Below are 18,580 nucleotides of genomic sequence, written 5' to 3'. Positions count from 1 at the left end.
CACTTAACTTCTATGTCTCTATCTTTAGCGAGTAGCTTTATGAAGTGTTGAATTTTTATCAATTTTGTTTTAATGGCTTAGGATTTTAGTTTAATAGGATTTTAGTTTAATAGGGGAGGTTTTGTTTGATTTTTTATGAGGTAAAATGATTTGATTTTACCATTGTTTATAGTAGGAGGGGTTAAGTAATTATGGTTTTCTATTTTTAAAGAAAGGTTTTTATATACCAAAGGTTGCCACCACATAATAGGATAATTAGTAGCTCTCTATTTAAAACTACAAAAATAGAATAAGAATTTTAGGAAAGATAAGATAACCTTGTAGATTTAAAAGAAATGGTTAAATAGAACATTAACAATAAACATTGACAATAAACTAGATAAATTAATTAAAATTTCTTAGTGCAACCAAGAATAAATTATGCAATAATGAAAAATTAACCTCAAAGAATGAAAGTCTCTTTTTTATTCCTATTAAAACAACCCAATCTTTTATTAAGTAGAAACATCTTGCTTGCTAACATCATTTGGTGGGTTTCATTGTATTGTATTTTGATAATAACAATTAATTGGATAGTAGTATAGTGTTTAATGGTTTAAAATTTAATATTGAGTTTTCTAGCTTACAAAAAAGCGCTTAATCATAACTCCTAAAGACATCTTAGATAAGATTAAAGAATGCATGATTTTTTAAAGAAAGTTTGCATTTTTAAAAACAGCTCTACTATACATTATTTATGCAAAGTTTTAAGGGGATTAAAGTTTTTATTAAAGACTTATGATTCCCTTTTAATACGAATTGGATAATCTTTTTATAGAAGTAAAACTCTTAATGGGGGGTTTAGGCGTGATTAGGTTAATAGGCTTTAGATTTGCTTTATGTGGTTCTAGGTTGCTATAGGTCTTTAGTTTGTCTTTAGATAGAATGGGTGTAATATTGCTCTAAGCTTGCTATCAATCTAAGTCTGTTAGTATTTTTAGGGTTAAGACAAAAGTAAGATTAAGGCTTAAAAAATAGGGTTAAATCTGTATGGATATAGGGTTAAGGGCGCAAGAATTATGGGCGCTAGAGATAATATGAATGCTTGTCTTATGGTTGGATATGCAGTAAATTTATTTTCTTAAGAAACAATGCCATAAAATACAAAGGCAATAAAAGCTTTCTTAAAGAAAATGCTTTGAGTTCGCTTTTTTGGATTAAGGTTATTGCAACATATACAATACATTTTAGCCAATGTCAAGCTGTTTGTATGCTTGCGTTATTTTTAGGGATTATATTAAATAAGGGCATTAAAAATTTTATTAAGGCTCTTAAAGCAATCTTTTCTATAGAAAGGTAATTAGTCAAAGCTCCTCTATAAGCTTAGGGTGGGGGTTTTCCTTTAAGAAATGCTAGATTTACTCTTAACTTTTGGGGTGTTTGATTTTTTGATTAAAGAGGAGGCTATTTTACTAAATGCTATATAAGTTTTCAAGCCTTTATATAACATGTTAAACCATTAAACCATCTCTTTTAAGTTACTAGCGGTTCAAATCTTACTGCAAATGCCAAGAGATTTAAGCATAATCCAATAAATAAGGCAAATAATTATTGCAAAATGAAATCTATCAGTAATCAAATAATGTCTATCAGTTATTAAACACATTCGCATCTTCTAAAGCAATCAAATCGTATCAATATCAAATTTCTTTGATTAGAAATATTAAAAATGTAAAAAATGTATTATAGATTTTAAGCATTACTTTTATACTCATATTTTAAAATAGCTACTATTAGTTGTAAAATTATTAAGGTATATACCAACGATTTTATAGCTTTGAATAATAATAAAAACAATACTATTTGTTATCTAAAATCTCATAAATTAGCTAAAATTGATACTAAAATACTCATTTTTATATAAACAATGATAAATAAAGATAGATTTAAGATAGTCTTTGATAGCATAGTAGAAGTTTATCAAGTATTAAATATTTGGTAAATTATTGGCAAATAGTATGATTAAACTATTTTTAAAATTATTTTTTTTAAAAAAAGGAGATTTTATGAAAAAATTGGCAGTTATTAGTTTATTGAGTTTAACAAGTCTTATCGCAGAAAATAGCGGAGGCTTTTTAGGAGGAGGGTTTCAATACTCTAATTTAGATAATCAGCAAACCACTCGCTCACCCGGGTTTAACAATGATACACAAGTGAATTTGGAGGCGTTAAATGGCACAAACACCCCTCAAGCCCCACAGACTCAGACAAGCGATTCTCAGAAAAACAATAATGCTGTAAATACCAATAAATAAGCATAAAAGGATTAAAGAATGAAAAATTTACTTCGTATAAGTTTAGTATCAATTATTGGTAGCGCTATTCTTTTAAATGTCTCAAACGCTCAAAATACAGAAAATAAAGCAGAAGTTGAAGACTCTATAATAAAAAATTATCAAGATAAGTTTAATGAGCTCTATGGCAAGGATGCAAAAGTTGTTGGCGGTAGAATTATAGGGGAAAAAACAAGTATTTATGACAAGTTTTGGGTCGCCTATGAGAGCCTTTATTGGGGGACAAGCGATGATAGGACTACTCATGTAAAAGGCACCTATGATAAGCCTGCAGAAAACAGCTTAGCAAGTGAATTTAAAGAATACGATAGCCAATTTAAAGATGATTTTAATAAACTTTATAAAAATGAGAAAAGTCAATCAAGCGAGCAAGCACCAGAAGTTCATCAAGTTGCAAAAGAACCTACAGAAAATCAAAGCGTATCTCAAAATAACCCCACTCCAGAAAAAGGCAGTCTCGCAGAACAATACAATACTGCGCTTGAAACAATCAATGCTATAGAAAAAGTTGACAAGCAAATTGATACCATACTCTATGGAAATAGTGGCGATGGCGATGAAATGTCATTTTCTTCTGGGTTAAAGCAACTTGTTGATGGCGTTTCAAGTGAAGATACTTCGGCTATTGTTGCTGATGTGCTTAAGGCTATAGAAGGGTTGCAAAGTAGCCTAACGAATGATAAAAGCAGTCAGAATGAGAGCCTTAAAAATAGTGCTACGCAAATTGATAACACTATTAGCTCAGCGCTTAGTTCAATCAAAAGTTCACTAGAAAGTGATGTAAAAAGCGGAAACTATGAAAATTTAGAAACACATGTTAAAACCTTAGAAAAAGCTATAGGCATGGGTTCAAGCAGTGCTGAAACTAATTCTTCGCAGACACCAAATGATAGTAGTAATGTCGTTACACAACAGCTTAAAGACGCTCAGCAAGCTCTTTATGGGCATAAGGGTAGCAATAATCAAATAGAGAGCGGGACAGCTGAAAGCCCAGCAAATAATTCTATAGCAGCCAATTATAAGGTTGCTATGAATAACTTACACACGAGTTTGCAAAATCTAACCGGACAAACAGATAAAATCCCCAATACTACTGATATGAGCGATATTCAAGAAGTTTCGGCTGAAAAATCAGTAGCAAAGAGATATGATAATGCCATGCATACACTATTTTCCAAAATGGATACTAAGGATACCAAGAACCCTCAAGGCGATGAGTCTTATATTGTTACAGAAGATGGCTCGCTTTTGGTTGCATTAGATAGCTTGGCAGAGAAGTATAAAGAACTTGCCGAAGCGCTCTATGGTAAAACAACAAATGAGCAAGGCACTGAAATACCAGGAAGTGCAGAAAATCCTCAAAAAGATTCGCTTGCAGACAAATATAACAAGGAAGTAAAAGAACATCATGGCGTTACTAATGCCTCTAGCAATACTAATCCTAATAAACAGCATGAGCAAGACAATACCATGGTTCAAGGTGCTGATAATATTAGTATGCCACAGCAAGATACAAAAAAGCAGGTTGATGACTCCAAAAATGATTTGGTTGGGGAAAATAGCACAGCGCAAAATTCCAATCATACTAAAAAAGACCCCGAAATCTCTGAAAGCAAGAATGTTGCCACTAAAGATGATTCCTATGGAAAAAGCGATAACTCCCCTAATATGCAAGAAAATATCTCAAATGAAGAAAAAGAACATCAAACTAAAGAGACTATAGATTCTATTGCAACAGATATAAAACAAGTTAGTCATAAGCTCGCCCAAACAATAGCTACACAATCAAGCCATCTTAGTGATATGGTGGAGCAAGCTAGTATGACTGCTAAGGGAGTGCAAGATATGCAACAGCAAATGAGTGCGTTAAGCAGTGCGGTAGATACGCTAAGTCAAACAAGTTTTAGCAATCTAAGCAAACTTAGCGATTCGCTTAAGGCAGTTGAGAAAAGTCAAGTTACTTTGAGTGGTTATCTTAATGGCTCTAGTGCTAGTGTGGGGCAACTAAGAGATTCTACCCAAGAAACTCTTAAAACTATTAATGGCGCTCTTAAAGAGGTGGATTTGCAGTTATCAAAACTTGACTCAAATTCCCAAGCCATACCAACAATGCGTTTTGCAGTCAAATCAAGTGCATCAACAAATCCATCTGATTCTTCAACTTCAACGCAAAAAGATTTGCTCACTTCCCTAAAAACCACTTTAACCAACCAAAAGAATGCGTTGCTGAGTGTGCAAAAGAATGTTAATATGGCTATAGCTAGTGCGAAGAAAACTACCGTTGCTACTGTTACCAACACCAACAACCATGGTCAAATGTATGGGGTGAATGTTATGGCAGGTTATAAACACTTCTTTGGTAAGAAAAAGCGCTGGGGCTTTAGAACTTATGCTTACTATAGCTTTAATCATGCTAACTTAAGCTTTGTAGGCACTCAAGCAGGTTATATGAATGGAGCAAGCCAGGTGAATAACCACACTTATGGTGTAGGCTTTGATGCACTCTATAACTTCTATGAGAGCAAAGAGGGCTATAACACTGCAGGAATCTTTTTTGGCTTTGGTTTAGGAGGTGAAACATGGCTTGTGCAAGGAGAGAGCCATTTTAAAAACATGATGAATGCTTGTAATGCTATGACAGGTTGTAGTGCAAGCATGAATACAAGCTATTTCCAAATGCCTGTTCAAGTGGGCTTTAGAACTAACTTTGCTAAGCATAGTGGTATTGAACTAGGCTTTAAAGTGCCTTTATTTGTCAATCAATTCTACAAAGAGCGTGGGGAATATGGTGATGTAGATGTATTCTATAAGCGTAACTTCTCTATGTATCTTAACTATATGATTAATTTCTAAAATAGGGGGTTTAACAAGTTTTAATAGGGCTAGAGGCTTTTTGAGCCTTTGGCTTTTGAAAAATATTCTTCTTAATTTCTTTTTAACTCATCATTTAAATGAAATCATGGTATTTTATATGCAAGATAACTTTGAAAAATTTAAATAGGGATTAGCACAGACAAGGCGCATTAAAAATTTAATCCCATAATAAATTTTGTAGCTTTATGATAAAAAGAGATTTTTTAATGAATTTTAAAGTTATATTTTAGCAAACACTCGCTATAATTAGCATTTGCTAAAAGAAAGCGTTCAAACTTTTTAAGGAACAGAAATGTCATACGCAATATTCAAACATGGTGGTAAACAATATAAAGTCGCTGAGGGCGATATTGTTTTACTAGACAAAATGAACAAAGAGCCTAAGGCTCAAGTGGAGCTAGAGGAAGTTCTAGCCGTATCTAAAGAGGGCAAGCTCTCTTGTGGGAAACCTTTTGTGGCGGGCGCTAAAGTTCATGCCGAGGTTATTAATGAGGGGCGCTCTAAGAAAGTAATTATTTTCAAAAAGCGCCGCAGAAAAGATAGTAAAACTAAGCGTGGTTTTAGAAGAGACTTTACTCGTGTAAAGATTACTAAAATTGTCGCATAAATAAAGGAGTATTTAAACAATGGCACACAAGAAAGGTCAAGGTAGCACGCAGAATAATAGAGATTCTGCAGGAAGACGCTTAGGCGTGAAAAAATTTGGCTCAGAGTTTGTTAGAGCAGGAAATATTATTGTGCGTCAAAGAGGCACTAAGGTGCATCCGGGAAATAATGTCGGTATGGGTAAAGACCATACTTTATACGCACTGACAGATGGTATTGTAAAATTTGAACACAAAGACAGAAGTCGCAGAAAAGTTTCTGTTCTAGCTAGTGGAAGTTGTGGGGAATAGAGTTTTCTTTTTATTGGCTTAAGGATTAGCTTAAGTCTTTTTATAGGTTTTTAACTTTATTAAAAAGTCTTTTTTAAAAAAAAGAGTCTCTACCCTTTGTAAAAATTGTTGTGGAGATTCATTCAAATGTATGGTGCTTTTTTAAAGGTTTTAAATCTATTTTTCTTTCTTTTTTTTGGGGCTTTTTGGGGATTTTTAAGCGCCACTTCAAGCCTTTCTCAATCAAACGAACAAAATGATACACCACCACTATATAAAGAGCGTTATGGTGGCACACTTATTTATGCAAGAGCAAGCGATAGTCAAGCCCTAGACCCAGCATTAGTGGTTGATGCAGAGAGCTTTAGTGTGATAGGCAATGTTTATGAAACTTTGGTGCGCTTTAAATATGGCACGACCGAACTAGAGCCTAGCTTGGCTAAAAGTTGGGAGATTTCAAAAGATGCTTTGGTTTATACCTTTCATTTAAGAAAGGGCGTTTATTTCCACACCACGAAATATTGGAATAAAAAAGTGGAGCTAAAGGCTAAAGATGTGGTGTTTTCATTTGAAAGGCAAATGAAGAACGCTAAAACTTACTATAAGAATAAAAGCTATAAATATTGGCAAGGCATGGGCATGGATAATTTGATTGCTAGTATTAAAGCCTTAGATGATTATACGATTCAAATCACTCTTAAGCATAAAGAATCCCCCTTTTTAGCTGATTTAGGCATGGACTTTTTAGGGATTGTTAGCAAGGATTATGCTGACTACTTGGCTAAAAATCAGCGTCAAGATGAGTTAGCTAAAAAGCCTATTGGAACAGGCCCCTTCAAACTAGCGATGTGGATGAAAGATGAAAAAATTGTGCTTTTAAGAAACGAAGACTATTGGGATAGAAAGGCGTATTTAGATAGGGTGGTATTTCGTGTTGTGCCAAATGCCTCAATCCGTGCTTTGGCTTTAAGAACTAGCGAAGTTTCTATGATTTCAGCGCCTAATCCTAATGAGGTTGCTTCTTTAGCGCAATTACCTCATGTTGTTGTAGATAAGGCTACGGCACTTTTTGTTACTTGGCTTTCTCTTAATCTCAAAAAACCGCCTTTTGATAAGGCTTTAGTGCGTCAAGCCATAAATCATGCTATTGACGCTAATGCTTATATTAAAGTGGTTTATGAGGGCTATGCCAAACAAGCTATAAATCCTATTCCACTAGGCATGTGGAGTTATAATGAAAGCATTCAGCCTTATGAATTTGATATTCAAAAAGCTAAAGATTTGCTTAAAAAAGCCGGTTTTGAAAAAGGCTTTTCTACTACGCTCTATACTGCGTCTAAATACAATAAAAAAGGTGCAGAATTTATTCAAGCGAGTTTGGCTAAGATTGGCATTAAGGTTAAAATTGAGTTTTTAGAATGGGGTGCTTATCTCAAAAAAGTTTCTATGGGGGAATACTTTATGAGCTTTTCTGGTTGGATGGCAGATACCCCAGACCCCGATAATTTCTTGTATTTATTATGGAGTAAGCAATCAGCTCTTGAATTACCCACGCAAAATGTCGCCTTTTATGAAAGTGAAGAATTTTCAAAATTAGTTACAAAGGCTAAAGAGGTGATTGACAAACAAGAGCGCACTAAGCTGTATCAAAAAGCCCAAGAAGTTTTTCATAAGGATGCTCCTTGGGTAGGACTAGCTTATCCTTATACGATTGTCCCTCATTTAAAGAATGTAAAAGGTTATAAGCCAACAGGAGTAAGCGTGCATAGATTCTATGAGGTGTATTTAGAGAATAAGAAAGGGTTATAAAAGGGTGCTAAGTTTTATATTAAAGCGTCTTTTATGGGCGATTCCTACTTTATTAGGTGTGAGTGTAATTGTATTTATGATGGTGCATTTAGTGCCAGGAGACCCTGCGCTAGTGATTTTAGGCGAACATGCTAATAAAGAGGCTATAGAGGCCTTAAGAGAACAAATGGGCTTAAATAAGCCCTTAATAGAGCAGTATTTTTTCTTTATCAATAATCTTTTGCATGGTGATTTGGGTGTTTCGCTTGTTTCTGGAGAAAAGGTATCGCATGAATTTTTAGAGCGTTTTCCAGCCACTATTGAGTTAGCTTTGAGTGCTTTAGTAATATCTATTGTAGTGGGAGTTTTAGTAGGGGTTATTGCAGGGATTAAGCGCTATAGCCTAGGGGATTATACAAGCATGACTATAGCCTTAGCTGGGGTTTCAATGCCGGTGTTTTGGCTAGGGCTTATGATGATTTATATTTTTAGTGTGAAATTGGGGTGGTTTCCTGTATTTGGGCGCTTAAGCGATGCGTATTATTTAGATGGGCCTAGTGGCTTTTATCTCATAGATAGTTTGATAGCAAGAGATTATGGCGCTTTTTTAGACGCTATTAGACATTTAATCTTGCCAAGCATTGCTTTAGCTACTATTCCTACAGCTATTATTGCTAGAATGACACGAGCGAGCATTATTGAAGTGCTTAAAGAAGAATATGTCCGCACAGCTAAAGCTAAGGGGTGTTCATCTTTTAGGGTGGTATTTGTGCATGTATTAAGGAATGCTCTAATTCCTGTAACCACGATTGTGGGCTTAATGCTTGCGGGACTTTTAGGGGGGAGTATTCTAACAGAGACCACTTTTTCATGGCCGGGAGTGGGTAAGTGGATAGTTAATGCTTTAAATCAGCGTGATTTTCCTATTATTCAATCTATGAGTTTAGTTATAGCAGTGTTTTATATTGGGGCAAATTTGCTCGTAGATGTTTTATATGCTTTAATTAACCCACGAATAAGGCTATCCTAATGAATATAAGAGAATTTTATAAGCAATTTAAGAAAAATAAAAGCGCACTAGTCGGTGCATTTATTGTAGCGCTTTTGATTATAAGCGCTATTTTTGCGCCCTTATTCATTAAGCATGACCCCTTAGCCCAAAACGCTGAGTTAAGATTAGAAAAACCCTTTTGGAATGAAAAGGGGAGTTTGGAGCATATTCTAGGCACTGATGATTTAGGGCGTGATATTTTTGCTAGGCTAATGCATGGGGCTAGGATTTCTTTAAGCATTGGGATTGTAGCAATGAGTATTGCGGTATTCTTTGGGGTTATTTTAGGGCTGTTTGCTGGCTATTTTGGAGGTAAAATAGACATGCTTATTATGCGCTTAATGGATATTATGCTTGCCTTGCCCTCAATCTTACTCATCATTATTGTGGTGGCGATTTTAGGCCCCTCGCTTTTTAATGCTATGCTTGCGATTGGATTTGTGGGGATTCCGGGTTTTGCACGCCTAATAAGAGGCTCTGTTATGGCAGAAAAAGAAAAGGAGTATGTTTCTGCCTCTAGGCTTAATGGCTCTAGCTCTATGCGTTTAATGTTTAAAGTGATTTTACCTAATTGTTCTGTGCCTTTAATTGTGCAAACCACTATGGGTTTTGCATCTTGTGTGTTAGAGGCAGCTGGACTTAGCTTTCTAGGGCTTGGGGCTCAACCACCTACACCTGAATGGGGGGCAATGCTAATGGATGCAATGACTTATATTACTACAGCGCCTCAATTATTGGTGTTTCCGGGAGCGATGATATTTTTAACGGTTATGGGGTTTAATCTCGTTGGTGATGGCATTATGGACGCACTAGACCCTAAACGCACTACTTAGGGGGTTATGATGTTATTAGAAGTAAAGGATTTAAAAACTTATTTTTTTACTGATAGGGGCGTGAATAAAGCCGTAGATGGCGTGAGCTTTAGTTTAAAAAAATCTCAAACACTTTGTATTGTAGGGGAGAGTGGGAGCGGGAAGAGCATTACTTCGCTTTCTATTTTAGGGCTTATTGAAAAGCCCGGTCAAATAGTAGGAGGGAGTATTGAACTCTTAGGGCAAGACTTATTAAAACTTAGTCCAAAAATCATGCAAAAAGAGATTAGGGGTAAAAAGATAGGCATGATTTTTCAAGAGCCTATGACAAGTCTTAACCCCTCTTATACGATAGGTTTTCAAATTGATGAGGTTTTAAAAATCCATAACCCTCATTTAAATAAAAAAGAGCGTTTTAATTTAGTCATAGAGGCGTTAGAAAAAGTGGGTATTCCACAGCCTAGAGACAAGTATTTTGAATACCCTTTTAAATTAAGTGGAGGTCAACGCCAACGAGTAATGATTGCTATGGCTATGGTGTGTGAGCCTGAAATTTTAATCGCTGATGAGCCTACCACGGCATTAGATGTAACGATACAAGCTCAAATTTTAGAGCTTATGAAAGAATTGCAAACTAAAAAAGGCACTTCAATTATTTTCATTACCCATGATTTAGGGGTAGTAGCGCAAATCGCTGATGAAGTGGTAGTTATGTATAGAGGGCATGTAGTGGAAAAAGCAAGCGCTAAAGAGTTATTTAATAATCCTAAGCACCCCTATACCAAAGCCCTTTTAAATGCGATTCCAAAATCTGGCAAAGAATATAGAAAAAAGCGTTTAGAGAGCGTAGATGAAAATATAGATTATTTAAGCTTTCCTAAGGAAATTAGATGAATCTTTTAGAAATTAAAGATTTAAAAAAAACTTATAGCATTGATAAGGGGTGGTTTAAGCCAAAAAGCCATATCCAAGCTTTAAAGGGCGTGAGCTTTGAAGTTAAATCTAAAGAAGTTTTAAGTATTGTGGGCGAGAGTGGCTGTGGGAAAAGCACCACGGCCAAAATTTTAGTAGGTATGGAAAAGCCAGATAGTGGGGAAGTGCTATTTTTAAATAATGGCTCATTAAAAAACTTAAACACCTTTAATCAAGCTGAATGGCAAGAATATAGAAAAAAGGTGCAAATGATTTTTCAAGACCCTTATTCTAGCCTAAACCCACGATGGAAAGTAGGCGAAATTATCGCTGAACCCTTATTTTTAAATTCTAAATTTTCAAAAGCTGAAATTAGGGAAAAAGTGCTAGAGATTATGCAAAAAGTGGGTTTAAAATCAGAATGGATTAATCGCTATTCGCATGAATTTTCTGGAGGACAAAGACAAAGAATAGGCATTGCTAGGGCATTAATTTTAAACCCTAGCATTGTAGTGTGTGATGAACCGGTATCCGCACTAGATGTGTCTATCCAAGCACAAGTTTTAAATTTGCTATTAGATTTGCAAAAAGAAATGGGGCTAACTTATATATTCATTAGCCATGATTTAGGGGTAGTAGAGCATATTAGTGATAGAATTATTGTGATGAATAATGGTGAAATTGTTGAGAGTGGGAGCACAGATGAAATCATTAGTGCGCCAAAGCACGAATACACCCAAAAATTATTGAATGCTGTGCCAAGTGTAGAAAAAATCAAGCAACGATTTAAAAATTAAAAATTAGGATTTTCATGTTTGTAGATAGTGTAGAAATTATTATAGCCTCCGGTAAAGGTGGGGCTGGAATGGTGAGCTTTAGAAGAGAAAAATTTGTCATTAAAGGCGGGCCTGATGGGGGCGATGGGGGCGATGGGGGCGATGTGTATTTTGAAGTGGATAATAACACCGATACTCTAGCAAACTTTAGGGGCACCAAACACCATAAGGCTAAAAATGGAGCTATGGGGGGAACAAGAAATTGTGCGGGCAAAAAGGGTGAAGATAAAGTGATTGTCGTGCCACCGGGAACTCAAGTCTTTGTAGATGATGAATTATGGCTTGATTTAGTAACACCTAAGCAAAAAGTATTAGCCTTAAAAGGGGGTAAGGGGGGCTTAGGAAATGCACATTTTAAAAGCGCTACCAAACAACACCCCACTTACGCACAAAAAGGCTTACCCGGGGTTGAAAAATGCGTGCGTTTGGAATTAAAGCTCATTGCTGATATAGGCTTAGTAGGCTTTCCAAATGCTGGAAAATCCACGCTTATTTCTACTCTCTCTAACGCTAAACCCAAAATTGCTAATTATGAATTTACAACTTTAGTGCCTAATCTAGGGGTAGTGAGCGTAGATGAAAAAAGTGAATTTTTAATGGCTGATATTCCGGGCATTATTGAAGGAGCTAGTGAGGGAAAAGGCTTAGGCATTAGCTTTTTAAAGCATATTGAACGCACCAAAGTTTTAGCCTTTGTGCTAGATACTTCTAGGTTAGATTTGAATATTAAAGAGCAATACAAACGCTTAAGATTAGAATTAGAAAAATTTTCACCCACACTTGCTAATAAGCCCTTTGGTGTGTTGTTGAATAAATGCGATATTTTAGAAGATATTGACGCCACCACTAAGGAATTTTGTCAATTTTTAAACTTAAAGGCTGAAAAATTAAAAGCGTTTGATTTAGAGCCTTATTTAGGGTTTTTACACCCTATTTTAAGAGATGAATTTGAGAATAAAGAAAAATCAGCGCTTTTTGTATTGCCCCTTTCAGCAGTCGGTGCTTTAAATTTGCATGCGCTTAAATTCGTGCTTTCAAAAGCCTTAGAAATTAAAAATAGTCTTTAACTTTTAAAACAAATAAAAAATTGATTCTATATTGCAAGACAAATAAGGTATCCCTATCAAATAATCTTTCTTTAAAATGATAAGTTGTAATGGGCTGTCCTTTTTTCTTTAAATTTGGTTCTTCAAAGTCTTTATCATTTTCAATAGCTCCAAAGAGAAAGAAATTAGGCGTGATATTATAGCCCTCGCTTATTGGGTCTCTGTAGCGAGTATTGGGATAAGGGGTATTTTCATTAAGCAAATTAATATTGTATTGGATAATATTTTTAGCATAGCTAAATTGTTTGTATTTAGAAACATCTGTTACTTCATTGTTTGGTTTGTAATACTTAGAATCGCCTATGTAAAATATATCGCTAGTATCTAATAAGGATTGATGGGGGAATATATGGTCTATAATCTTGCCATCTTGATTATTTTTAAGTTCTTTTAGCCCTTGTTCTAAGGCCTTTGGAGTAAGGAGTTTATCAATCATATCTTCAAAAACGATGTTATATTTTTTAACCATTAAAAATTCTTTACTTTTAGCTTTGCTATGAGCTTTTTGTGTTGAATTAAAGTAAATCTCGCATAATTGATACATCTTTTTTAAAATATCACAAAAATAATTGTGCTTAATCTTTCTTAGATGCTTTAAACCTCTTTGTTGCAAAATTTCAAACGCTTTATCTTTGATAATCTTATAGGCACTATTAATTTTTAAGCCCAAATGGTGTTCTTGGTTAAAATGATAGATAATAGAATAAAAAATGCTTAATAAGGTTTCATTGTGATTGGTAACTTGTTGTTTGTTGTAGCAAGTTTGGTATAGCACTTGATGATTATTTAGCATTAAGGGCATTGTTTTTCTAATGGTTTTATCCCAATGAGTTTTTTTTGATGTATTTAGATTTTTGCAAAGTGTTTTGATAGAGCAAATAATCTTTATGTTTTTTATAAAAAATTACAAAACTTAATAATAAATCCATATAAGAATATTCATTTTTGTCTAAGTTTGTATGCAATTCTTGTAATTTAAAAGGACATAAGATTTCACTAAAAGAATATAAGTTTTAAGTGTTCTCTAAGTTTCAATCTAAGTCAATTAAAAAATCATTGAAAATGTAGCATAAATTTTTTAAACAAAAGCTTAAAGAATAGTTTCATTCCTTTAATATTGATTGTGAGTTCTTGTTAAATGGGCTGGCAGTTTTTACTTCTAGCTAGTAGTTCTTATATGAATTGTTAGTAAGTTCTAAGGGTGTTTTGCTCCTAGTTCTTAATCATACAGGCAACCTAGTTTATATCATTTATATCATTAGAGCAGATAAGTTCTTAATATCTTTTCCCCTTAGTTCTTTATTTAGTATGAGCTATTAGTTTCTAACTTGTTGCTCTTAGTTCTTATCGTGTAGCCCTTAGTTCTATCATTGTTGCTTACAAGTTCTTATCACTTGCTTGTCAGTTTATAGTATTCAGCTTGCGAGTTCTTATTAGTGGGCTGTAAGTTCTTTTTTGTTAGCTACTAAGTTCTTATCATTTAGCTATCTAGTTCTTAATGCTTTGACTACAAGTTTTTTTTAAACACTATAGAGTTTTATGGTGTTTTCAACAAGCTCTTGGTTCTTAAAATTTAGTAGTAAGGGAGTTAGAATTTTTTGAATGAAATTTTTATCTCTTACTAGATTAAAAATTTAGCTTATCTATCAAAGCACTTTTTAAAAACTTTTTAGGCAAAAAGTTAGCAAAAACCCTTATTTTTTAAAAATCTAGCGCTAAGTCCCTTGAATACGAAGTTTTAACCATATGTGTGCGCACACATGGTGTTATCCTGCACCTTTTTTGATTTAGTTTTAATTTCAATTCTTTGTGCTATGCTACAAAGAATTGAAAAATCGCTAGATTTAAAATCAAAAGTCTAGCTTTCAAATTAGCGTTAGCTTGAATAAAATTTTGGCGTTTTTAAACGCTCTTGTAGTAAGGGAATAAAGTTTAGCTTGAAAGCGTGTGTCTTGGATAAAAATTTAGCAATGTTGTTAAGTCTTAAAGGGCTTGTATGTTAGATACAGCTATACGAGACACTAAATTAGATAGTCGCCCTATGGATTTGTCTTTCTTAGATGATATTTTAGAGTATATGCGAAAGCCTAGACCTAGTGATAGCGATAGAGTTGATAAGAGATTGTTGATTAAATTCAATCAATTTAACCCTAACTCAAAGTCTATTAAATCTAATCCCACAAAAACAGCTATTCCTGTGTTAATCAAAAATATAGGGCAAATGAAACGCTCCCATTTAGAAAATGCCCTAAGCTATACCTTAGAAAACAGCGAAACAGCCTATAATGAAATGTTTTTGGAGTGTGATAAACAATTCATCTTAGATAGTTGGTTGAATGACTTTGATTTGACTAAGGATTATAATGAGGCTATGCACTTAGTCTTTTCTATCAAAGATAAGCCAGATGAAGAGACAATGCAAGGACTTTTACACTCTACTTGGGAGACTTTAAAAATAGGATTGCCTGAATACAAGTTTGCTCTTGTGCCACATGCTCATCAAGACCATGCTCATATCCATTGCTTTATCAATAAAACTAATCAACTAACAAGAAGAAGATTGCGTTTTAAGGGGCGTGAGGATTGCAAAGAATTTTTTAATGAATTAAGAAATGAGTTTGCTTATAGGCTGAATGAGCATTTATTAAGCGAAGAATACTTGTATGTCAATGAGCCTAAGCTTAAAGAATTAGACAATATCAAACTCCAATTACAAGACTTGGAAAAAGAAGAAAAAGCCTTAGAACAAATCAAAACCCCAAAAGAAGAGTGGGATTTAAACAAGGCTTTACAAAGCGAGTATCTACAAACTCTCAAAGATAAGAATAAAGCCCAAGCCCTAGACATTCAAAACAACCAAACCACTCCCTTAAAACAAAAGATTTCTGCATTTAAAATCGCTCTCTTTAAGCACAAAGACACAAGCGATGATGAAAAAGAACAGCTAAACATTGACAGAATAGACAAAAATAAACCAGTAAGCGAACACTTAAAAAACACCAGCAAACACGAACTATACGAACTCTTAGGCTTTTATCAAAAAGAGTTAGATAAAAAACAAAACCACTCAGCCTTTAAAAATTTTGCTATTCTCAATGATTTAGACAGCCATTTTGAAAGAGAGACTAAGGGCTTTTCTCTTTTAAAGAAAAAAGAAATGCTTTTAAATAAGCTTGAACACCTAGACAAACGCCTTTTAGATAAAAACTCACACTTACTATTAGCTCAGTTAAGAAATGAAGTTAAAACCAAGCAAAACACACAATATAGCACTCTAACTAATCCTATTTTCTTAGCCAAAGCCTTAGAACTTCCTAAGGATAAACGCCCCACGCTCAAAACTTTTAAAAACGCTTATTTTAGCGCTAGAAAATATCAATTTATGCTAGAGAGCTTTAAAACTAAGCAAGATGACCCCACTTATAAGCTTAATGACAATGCTTATGAGCTAGTCAATAAGCAACTACAAGACTATCAAAACACCATGCTTTTATTAGCTAAAGAAAGACTACTCTTTTTAGAACAAGACTTAAAAACAAAAGAAGAAGAGTTTAAAAGAGCCAAAGAGAGCTATTTTAAAGCCCTAGAGAGTTATAAAGAGACCTTTTCATTGAAAGAAAACCAAGACTTTCTCAAACAAAACAAACAATTTTCTAAACTTTCTAAGGATATTCTTTATATCTGTAATGAAATCATAGGAGCTAATCGGTTTTTAAGTCATTATGATATTTCACAACTTCAAAAAGTCCTAGAACACGCTAAAGATACTAAGCTAGAGCAAAAGGAAATTCAAGCTATCATTAAAGAACCAAATAATGATGAGCCTTGGATTGAATTTGCCAAATTAGAACAAGCTAGAGCTAAAGCACATTATCAAGCTATGCTAGAAAAAGAAAAAGCTAAAGAATTAGCCAAAGAGCAAAAGAAAACCTTGCACCCTAATGAGCTAGATTACGACCCTAAAGCTCATGCTGGATTAAAGCAAGATGATAGCAACACAAACTCTAAAGGTCATAATAGATAATACTCTAAAACAATGATTAGTTTTAATACCCTTTGATTAAAGAGATTTCTTTGATTGTTCTTTTTGCAAAATAGCCAACTCAAGCAAATACCCAAACAGATTACTCTAAAATGTCCTACAATCAAAATAAAGCTATAAGATAAGACAAACTATCAACTTAAAATAAAAAACGCTTTAAAACGCCTTGTAGAGCTTAAATTTTTCTTAATCGGCGCACAAAAATTTTTAAAACTTAAAGTTTTTTTAAAAATACTTAATGAGATTAAATAATGATGTTTTTTCTCTTGTTAGTTCCAATCAACTAAACCTATCCCTTAACTAAAAATGACACCATTCTTACAACCCTTTTAATTAGTTTGTCTTTTTTATGAGAAAGTTCTTTCTTTTTTAACTTTTTTCTTTTTTAGCAAATTCCTATTACATGATTTAATAGTTTTTAAAAAAAGAAATCCCCCCTCATGACATGATATTTACTAATAATATTTTTAATTAATAGGTTAGAAAGAAAGGTAAACCTTTCTTTCCCTTAATATTATTATACTTGAACGGAACTTAAGTGCCACATTTGTATCTAATACCCATAAATACGCACTTCTTAAGCTTAAAAAGTGCTTAAAGCCAACTTTCAAAAACTATTTAATCGTTGCTAAATTCAATTTTTGTATTTAGTGAGTAATGCAAATAACTATGTATTTGATTATTTACTTTTAAGGGGGCGGAATTTTGCTTCTATGCTTTAGCTAAAAAACGGAACTTTTTAGAGACTAAGATTTAAAAACGGAACTTTGCATATAAAACTCTCATTCTTTAAGATTTATTTTTCAAATTTAATAAGGGAGCAATATGCTAACAAACAAACTCACTAAATCTCAAAGAGAACTCTTTGATAACATTAAAGCCTTTTTGGTTGCTAAGGTTAAAAATTTCACACCCATTCAAGATGTGAATGATATGGCTTTGATATTAGATATACAAAACAAAGTTTTAAAATGCCACAATATAGAGCAACTCAAATCACTCTGTCATATTCTTTACAATCAAGGTATCAAACACACCATAATGATGCAAGGCTTGTTTTTGTTCTTTGACTATTTTAAAAATAATCTCAAGTTAAGAAGTTTTAGAATGCTTAGCGAAGAGCAAGTGATTAACTTTCTTTTTAATTTAGCCCAAAATAGAAAACCAAGCTCTATGGCTAAGTATGTGATGTATTTAAGACAATTCTTTGATTACTTAGATAGAAAAAAGCGTTATAGCTTTGATTTTATGCTTAAAAACCTAGCCTTTGCTAAAACTAAAGAAAGTCTGCCTAGACATTTAAATGATAAAGACTTAAAGAGCTTTTTAAAAACGCTTTTAGAATATAAGCCCACAACTAGCCATGAAAAACGCAATAAATGTGTTTTACTCATTGTGATACTTGGGGGACTTAGAAAATGCGAAGTGTTAAACATAGAATTAAAACACATTCAAGTAGAAGAACAAAATTACTCTATTTTAATTCAAGGTAAAGGCAGGAAAGAGAGAAAGGCTTATATAAAAAAGAGTTTGTTAGAACCAAGCTTGAATGCTTGGCTTAGTGATGATTATAGACTAAAATATTTCAATGGGGCATATCTTTTTAAAAAAGACAAGCAAAAAGCACAAAATTCTTTAACGCTTTATAATTTTATCCCCTTAATCTTTAAACTAGCTCAAATCAAACACTATAAGCAATATGGCACAGGTTTGCATTTATTTAGGCATAGTTTTGCAACTCTTATCTATCAAGAGACCCAAGACTTAGTTTTAACCAGCCGAGCCTTGGGGCATAGCTCTTTGCTCTCTACTAAGATTTATATCCATACTACACAAGAGCATAATAAGAAAGTGGCTCTTGTATTTGATAGTCTGATTGATAGTAAGAAGTAAGGGGGGTGAATTAATTAGTTAATGTAGTTAATGTAAATACTCTAATATTAGATAGTTT

At 33.6% G+C, this 18,580-nt stretch carries 13 protein-coding genes; 12 read left to right on the top strand and 1 reads right to left on the bottom strand.

Annotated features, from left to right (window positions below; all coding sequences use genetic code 11):
* Nucleotides 1-2,045 precede the first annotated feature (2,045 nt).
* The 10 genes from HCW_RS08380 (at nt 2,046) to obgE (ending at nt 12,548) form a co-directional block, all read left to right on the top strand.
* Nucleotides 2,046-2,294: a hypothetical protein gene (locus HCW_RS08380; protein WP_043902695.1), complete on the top strand. Its 249-nt coding sequence runs from the start codon at nt 2,046-2,048 to the stop codon at nt 2,292-2,294.
* 18 nt (nt 2,295-2,312) lie between these two features.
* Complete coding sequence (locus HCW_RS09795) at nt 2,313-5,186, top strand: outer membrane beta-barrel protein (RefSeq protein WP_014661782.1); 2,874 nt, start codon at nt 2,313-2,315, stop codon at nt 5,184-5,186.
* Between the two features lie 313 nt (nt 5,187-5,499).
* The gene (gene rplU, locus HCW_RS08370) at nt 5,500-5,814 is read left to right on the top strand and encodes a 50S ribosomal protein L21 (RefSeq protein ID WP_014661781.1); all 315 of its coding nucleotides are present in this window, start codon (nt 5,500-5,502) and stop codon (nt 5,812-5,814) included.
* Nucleotides 5,815-5,833: 19 nt separating this feature from the next.
* Nucleotides 5,834-6,103: a 50S ribosomal protein L27 gene (gene rpmA / locus HCW_RS08365; RefSeq protein WP_014661780.1), complete on the top strand. Its 270-nt coding sequence runs from the start codon at nt 5,834-5,836 to the stop codon at nt 6,101-6,103.
* A 126-nt stretch (nt 6,104-6,229) separates the two neighbouring features.
* Nucleotides 6,230-7,891, top strand: coding sequence for an ABC transporter substrate-binding protein (locus HCW_RS08360; protein WP_014661779.1), 1,662 nt, complete (start codon nt 6,230-6,232; stop codon nt 7,889-7,891).
* 4 nt (nt 7,892-7,895) lie between these two features.
* Complete coding sequence (locus HCW_RS08355; RefSeq protein WP_014661778.1) at nt 7,896-8,900, top strand: ABC transporter permease; 1,005 nt, start codon at nt 7,896-7,898, stop codon at nt 8,898-8,900.
* Nucleotides 8,900-9,754, top strand: a complete 855-nt coding sequence (locus HCW_RS08350) for an ABC transporter permease (RefSeq protein ID WP_014661777.1) — start codon at nt 8,900-8,902, stop codon at nt 9,752-9,754. Before HCW_RS08355 ends, HCW_RS08350 begins: the two co-directional genes overlap by 1 nt.
* 9 nt (nt 9,755-9,763) lie before the next feature.
* The gene (locus HCW_RS08345) at nt 9,764-10,627 is read left to right on the top strand and encodes an ABC transporter ATP-binding protein (protein ID WP_014661776.1); all 864 of its coding nucleotides are present in this window, start codon (nt 9,764-9,766) and stop codon (nt 10,625-10,627) included.
* Nucleotides 10,624-11,442, top strand: coding sequence for an ABC transporter ATP-binding protein (locus tag HCW_RS08340; RefSeq protein ID WP_014661775.1), 819 nt, complete (start codon nt 10,624-10,626; stop codon nt 11,440-11,442). Before HCW_RS08345 ends, HCW_RS08340 begins: the two co-directional genes overlap by 4 nt.
* 14 nt (nt 11,443-11,456) lie before the next feature.
* Nucleotides 11,457-12,548: a GTPase ObgE gene (obgE, locus tag HCW_RS08335; RefSeq protein ID WP_014661774.1), complete on the top strand. Its 1,092-nt coding sequence runs from the start codon at nt 11,457-11,459 to the stop codon at nt 12,546-12,548.
* On the opposite strand, the gene HCW_RS08330 is transcribed toward obgE, so the two are convergent.
* Nucleotides 12,532-13,389 (bottom strand): hypothetical protein, encoded by an 858-nt coding sequence (locus tag HCW_RS08330; protein WP_014661773.1) that lies wholly within the window; start codon nt 13,387-13,389, stop codon nt 12,532-12,534. The two genes, obgE and HCW_RS08330, sit on opposite strands and share 17 nt — an antisense overlap.
* 1,194 nt (nt 13,390-14,583) lie before the next feature.
* Here HCW_RS08330 and HCW_RS08325 point away from each other — a divergent pair.
* Both HCW_RS08325 and HCW_RS08320 read left to right on the top strand, forming a co-directional pair.
* The gene (locus HCW_RS08325) at nt 14,584-16,611 is read left to right on the top strand and encodes a relaxase/mobilization nuclease domain-containing protein (RefSeq protein WP_014661772.1); all 2,028 of its coding nucleotides are present in this window, start codon (nt 14,584-14,586) and stop codon (nt 16,609-16,611) included.
* Between the two features lie 843 nt (nt 16,612-17,454).
* Complete coding sequence (locus HCW_RS08320; protein WP_014661771.1) at nt 17,455-18,522, top strand: tyrosine-type recombinase/integrase; 1,068 nt, start codon at nt 17,455-17,457, stop codon at nt 18,520-18,522.
* Nucleotides 18,523-18,580: the final 58 nt, after the last annotated feature.

The organism is Helicobacter cetorum MIT 00-7128 (genome assembly GCF_000259255.1).
GTDB lineage: Bacteria > Campylobacterota > Campylobacteria > Campylobacterales > Helicobacteraceae > Helicobacter > Helicobacter cetorum_B.
This window is presented reverse-complemented; position numbering and strand designations above follow the sequence as displayed.